This window comes from Streptomyces sp. NPDC022910 (assembly GCF_055561075.1).
Genome location: NZ_JBVHHL010000131.1, coordinates 1 through 5,326 on the forward strand (window position 1 = coordinate 1; position 5,326 = coordinate 5,326).

General features: G+C 68.2%; 6 protein-coding genes. 2 read left to right on the forward strand and 4 right to left on the reverse strand.

From position 1 onward, the window contains the following. Nucleotides 1-272: 272 nt before the first annotated feature. Both ACZ3TS_RS42395 and ACZ3TS_RS42400 read left to right on the forward strand, forming a co-directional pair. On the forward strand, nt 273-785 hold the full coding sequence (locus ACZ3TS_RS42395) for a universal stress protein (RefSeq protein ID WP_467628433.1): 513 nt from the start codon (nt 273-275) through the stop codon (nt 783-785). Beyond that, a complete protein-coding gene (locus ACZ3TS_RS42400; RefSeq protein ID WP_467628436.1) occupies nt 778-1,254 on the forward strand; it encodes a GNAT family N-acetyltransferase in 477 nt (158 codons plus the stop codon). The genes ACZ3TS_RS42395 and ACZ3TS_RS42400 overlap by 8 nt, the downstream gene beginning before the upstream one ends. 157 nt (nt 1,255-1,411) lie before the next feature. Here ACZ3TS_RS42400 and ACZ3TS_RS42405 read toward each other — a convergent pair whose 3' ends face one another. The 4 genes from ACZ3TS_RS42405 to ACZ3TS_RS42420 form a co-directional block, all read right to left on the reverse strand. Next, nucleotides 1,412-2,098, reverse strand: coding sequence for a hypothetical protein (locus tag ACZ3TS_RS42405; RefSeq protein ID WP_467628439.1), 687 nt, complete (start codon nt 2,096-2,098; stop codon nt 1,412-1,414). Nucleotides 2,099-2,657: 559 nt separating this feature from the next. Further along, the gene (locus ACZ3TS_RS42410) at nt 2,658-4,214 is read right to left on the reverse strand and encodes an amidase (protein ID WP_467628442.1); all 1,557 of its coding nucleotides are present in this window, start codon (nt 4,212-4,214) and stop codon (nt 2,658-2,660) included. Further along, nucleotides 4,211-4,495 carry a hypothetical protein gene (locus ACZ3TS_RS42415; RefSeq protein WP_467628445.1) on the reverse strand — a complete coding sequence of 95 codons (285 nt, stop codon included), beginning with the start codon at nt 4,493-4,495 and terminating at the stop codon, nt 4,211-4,213. The genes ACZ3TS_RS42410 and ACZ3TS_RS42415 overlap by 4 nt, the downstream gene beginning before the upstream one ends. A 255-nt stretch (nt 4,496-4,750) precedes the next feature. Next, entirely contained in the window at nt 4,751-5,254 is a 504-nt protein-coding gene (locus tag ACZ3TS_RS42420; protein ID WP_467628448.1) for a creatininase family protein, read from the reverse strand. Nucleotides 5,255-5,326 lie beyond the last annotated feature (72 nt).

The window sequence follows — 5,326 nt, forward strand, 5'->3', positions numbered from 1 at the left end:
CACTACTGCTCATGGGTGTGCAATCTCCTGTCGTGCCCTCTCAGGTTAAACGTTCACAGAAGGGCGTCTCACCACAGGCTGACAGAGAGGGGGGCAAGGCCACGCCTGGCGCACCGATGGAATCGTCAACCAGGCTCTGCCGCGGCCCTTGAAAGGCGATATCCACACTCCCGGCCCCCCGAAACGGCCACGCTCCTTGCCTCCGCCCCAGCGTCGTGGGAGATGCTGCACACGATCTGCATATGACCCACCGCGGAACCAGGGAGCCGCCCATGAGCGCCATCGTCTGGATCACCGAAGGCACCTGGCCCGCCTGCGTGAAGGCCGCGCTCAGCCGCGCCGCTCCCGAGGAGGAGATCGTGCTGCTGTACGTCTGCGACGACACGGCCCCGGAGACGGCACACGGTGCGTTCGCCGGGCTCCTCGGCCGCGGGCATCCGGAACGGGATCCGGGGCACCGCATCGAGGCCTTGTCCGAGTCCGCCGCAGCCCGACTCCTCGATGCCGCCGAACAGCGGCTGGGCCGCCCGGCCCGCCGGATCATCACCCATGGCCGCACGGAACGGAAGGTCGTCGAGAGCGCTACCGGGGCCGACCTGCTCATCTGCGCACGTGACGGCGATCGTTCCCGGCTCGGCCCGCGCAGTCTCGGCCCCGCCACCCGCTTCGTGGTGGACCATGCCCCCTGCCCGGTCCTCCTGGTCTGGCCGGGCGAGATCCCGGCGACGGAGCTACCGCCACCTCCGCCACCTCCCGGACCGGGCCACGGCCACCGTCATGAATGATCAACAGCATGAGGTCGTCATTCGTCGTGCCGAGCGGGCTGATCTCGAAGGACTCATTGCGTCCAACAGCGCGTCGTTCGCCGAGGACGCCAGCACCAGGGATGCGAGCGTCAATGTCCGTTGGCCTCGGGAGTTCGGCCGCTTCGCGGTCGGCATAGAGGATCCGACCAGGCTCCTTCCCGTGGCGGAATGCGATGGGAACGTGGTCGGACACCTCACGGGAACTGTGGCTGAGGCGTCGGCGATGAGGCCCGTCAAGGTCGCGACGCTGGTGAGCATGTATGTACGGCACGCCCATCGCCGCGGCGGTGTCGGAGCGCGTCTGGTCGCGCGGTTCTCGGCCTGGGCCAAGGAGACAGGGGCCGACCTGGTCGAAGTGACCGCATACTCGAGCAACGCCGATGCGATCCGCTTCTACCGGACCAACGGGTTCGCAGCTCAGTCAGTGACCTTGCTGGCCAATTACTGAGAGGTGCTCCAGCCACTTCGCCACGCTGGTGACACCCGGGCGCTCGGCGAAGGCCTAGTGTGGGGCCGGGCACGCCGGTCAGGGTACCCAGACCGGAACCCCGGCCCGATTCCGGCGGGCCGGGGTTCTCGTGCTCCTTCTCACGCGGGTGACTCGGTCACTTGCCGCCGTGGTCGTTGTCGTAGTCGTGGTCCTTGTAGTAGTGATCCTCGTGCTTGATAATGACGTGCTCACGGACCACTCGGAAGCTGCCCACCACACCGTTCTTGACCTTCACACCGCCCCTGACGTGGCGGGGGAAGAGCCCGTAGCTCGAGCTGAACGGGCCGACCGTGGCGATCGGAGCGCCGTTGCCGCAGGTGGCGCCGTTGAAGACCTCGATGGTCTTCTTGCTGTCGTTGCGGACGTTCAGGCTCTTGGATCCGAGGCCGCTGACAACGGTGATACAGCCGTTGGGGACGGCGGCGTAGTCGCGCTCGTTGACGTAGACCCGGCCGTAGTCGTGGCCGTACCCGTTGTCGTCGTCGTCCCCGTAGTCGTGGTCGTAGCCGCGGCCGTACCCGTTGTCGTCGTCGTCCCCGTAGTCGTGGTCGTGGTCGTAGCCGCGGCCGTACCCGTTGTCGTGGCCGTTGCCGTTGCCGTTGTTGCCGTTCCCGTTCCCGTTGCCGTTGTTGCCCTTGCTGTTGTCGTTGATGAGGCCACCCTCCGGAGCGGCGGCGACCTGCTGGGCCATCGAAGCCGCCTGCGCCGGCTCGGAGGCGGCGGAGGCGTACGCGATACCCGTGGCCACTAGGGCAGCGCCGGCCGCGACTGCGGCGGTTACAGCGAGGGAACGCGTTGCCATGTCACTTCTCCTGTCGCAGACACGTCTGCTGTGAGCCGATGCAAGATTGAAGGTACATAAGATCCATATATGCGTCATGTCGGACATACGGACAATATTAAGAAGAATCCGTTCAGGGTAATCTTGGCGTCGACGCCTGTCATCCGGTGGACAGCGGCGCCGAAGGTGGGCGACCGATGCGCCTCAGGGGCAACCGACCTGACGCGCCGTACGGCACCACCCCAGCGGCCCGAGATGCACCCGGTGGCCAGTGGGACGTGAGGATGAGGGCCCAACTCGAGGTCTTCCTATGAGAGTCGGGCACAGCACGCAGCCGAAACCGGTGCGCCGTCGACGCCTTGGCGGTGTTCCAGCCGGAGTTCGAGGCTGCGGTACGGGAGCGTGGTGCGCATGGCGTAGTGCGCCGGATGCGCGTTCCAGAAACCAACGTCCCGGCCGACCAATGCCTCACGCATCAAAGGACGTTCAGGGAGGAAACCGGTGGTGCGCCCGGGACGCCTCGATGGCGTCTCGGAAGGCAGCGCGCACCACCCGGAATCGTGCCTGGGAGCGGGAGCGCTCAGGCCGACGCCGCCGCGGCCTCCTCGGCCGACAACCGGGGCCGTGGAATCGCCGCCCGCAGCTGAGCTTGCGCCGCCGGGTCGGCCGGGCGGCGGGTGTGCCAATCGGTGACCGCCTGGTAGGCGGCCACGACCTCCAGCAGCCGGTCCTCCTCGTACGGCTGGCCCCCGAGGATCGCGCCCACGGGCACGCCGTCGGTACCGAACCCGATCGGGAAGCCGATCTCGGGCAGCCCGAGGATGTCGAACGGGACGGGACCGGTCTGCAGCAGCACGTCGCAGGTGCTCAGGATCCCGTCGAGCACCTCCCGCAGGAGGTGGTTCTTGGCGCGCTGGGCGGTGACCCACTCGTCGCCCGAGAGCATCAGCCCCTGCAGCCAGCTCAGCAGCGACACCCCGAACTTGGCCGGGTCGGTTCGCAGCCAGTGCCGGAACGGTTCGGCGCGCTCGGCGAGCCGGGCCGCATTGAACGTACCGGTCAGCAGGGCCCAATCGTCGGGGTAGGTGACGTCGACGAGCGTCAGCCCCGGGATCGCGTCCAGCTGGTCCAGGAAGGCACCGCGCAGTTGCTTCTGACTGCCGAGGAAGTCGGCCGGGACGCCCACCTTCGTCGCCCGCCGCATCCGTACCTTGCCTCCGCGCGAGACGACGGGGGTCGCGGCCCGTACGAGATCCGGCACCTCCGGCAACCCGAGCGTGCGCGGGTCGGCGGTGTCCGGGCCCGCCATGACCTGGAGCATGATGGCGGCGTCCAGTGCGTCCCGCGCGAGGGGCCCTGAGTGGTCGCGCGTGTACGACAGTGGGATGACGCCGTGGACGGACACCCGGCCCATGGTGGGCTTGAGCCCGGTCAGGTTCTGCTGGTTGGAGGGCAGCACGATGGAGCCGCCGGTCTGAGTGCCGATCGAGGAGGACGCCATGCGGGCGGCCACCGCGCAGGCTGGGCCGGTAGAGGAGCCGCCAGGGTCGACGGACGGGTCGTTGGGCGTCCAGGCGTTGACCGTGGTGACGGTGCCGTTCGGCTTGGTGGCCCGGGTGGTGGCGAGCGGACCCATCTGTCCCTTGCCGAGCAGGATCCCGCCGGCCGCCTTCAGCCGCGCCACGGCGGTGGCGTCCTCGTGCGGCACGAAGTCCTCGAAGATGTACGAGTTGCAGCGGGTGGGGACGCCGGCGGTGAAGTAGTTGTCCTTGATGCAGAGGGGAACGCCGCGCAGGACACCTCGCCCGGCGCCACGGTCCGCCCTGCGCGCCGCGGCCCGCGCCGCGTCCGCGGTCACCTCGGCGTACGCCTGGTACGTGGAGTCGTACTGGTCGATCCGGTCCAGGTACGCCTCCACGAGCGCGGTCGACGTGAGCTTGCCGCGCCGCATGAGCACCACCGCCTCGGCGAGCGTGGCTTCGGACGGATCGTCCACAGCGGCCCGTCGTACGCCGATGTCGGGGACCTGCGGCTCGGCGGTGCGCGCCTGTGCGGGGGCGGCGGCCTGCTGGCTGACGGTTGTGGCGAGTGCCGCGGAACTCGCCAGAAAAGTGCGTCGGTTGAGGGCGCGGTTCATCGCTCACCTGCCTGTCTGGTCCATGCTTCGGTGATGGAGGGGTAAAGCAAGGGAGGCGAAGCCTGCTGCGCGTAGTCGACGTTCGCCGCAGGCGGGGTCCAGTCGGCTATCGCTCCGGGTGTGGCGCCCACGAAGGACCTCAGGGAAGCGAGTACTTGATCCTGCGTGGGTACGCCCGTGTCCGCGTCGAACACCTCGGGCAACAGGGAGAGATCGAAACCCGCGAGTGCCAGGCGGGTCCGAATATAGGCGTCCAACTGTTCGGCTGTGGGCACGCTCAAGGGACCTCCATGATCGGCTGATCCGTACCCGGACTTCATCACCCGACCGTGAAAGCCCCATTAAGCGTGTGCTTCACGGGAGTTACCCCGATCGGCTCCCCATGGGCACCCGGCCTGACTCGTGGCCTCATGCGGTGGCGCCACCGTTTGGCCGCCGCTGTGACATGGGACTCCTTCCGGGGTGGGCCGCACCCACGAACGGACACAGCCCCGCCCGTGAGCTCGCGTCGGCGTGACCGACGTGGGCCCGGACCGCTACTCCCACACCCCGGCGACGAGGACGTCGGCGAGGGCCCGGGCACAACCTTCGAGCATGCGCTCGCCCTTGGCCGCCGTGGCCGTACGGGCGTCACCGGCCGTGCCCGTCGGCGCGACGGTGTCGAACGGGATGGACTGGTACACCGGCGAGGTGTCCTCCCACTGGAGGGAGATCATCGGCCCCACCGCCTCGGTGATCTTCTCCTTGCGCACCAGGTCCGGGAAGGCCGCCAGCGCCATCGAGGTCTCACCCTCGCAGGCGTGCATGAGGTGCTCCTGCGTCTCCAGGGTGTCGGCGATCACCTCTCGCCCGGCGGTGAAGTAGCTGGTCACCGCGAGGGGGACGTTCAGTTCGGCGGTCAGGTCGTTGACGAGCGCGTTGAGGGCCGTGACGTTCCCGCAGTGCCCGTTGACGATGAGAATGCGGCCGAATCCGGCACGCAGGACGGAGCGGCACAGGTCAAGAAGGAGCGCACGCAGGGCTGACGACTGCTCCGTAATTCATCGGTAAATGTCAGCCCTTCTCAGCATGTATCATGATCTCGTGAAGCTTTCCGAGTGGGCGGCGCGCAA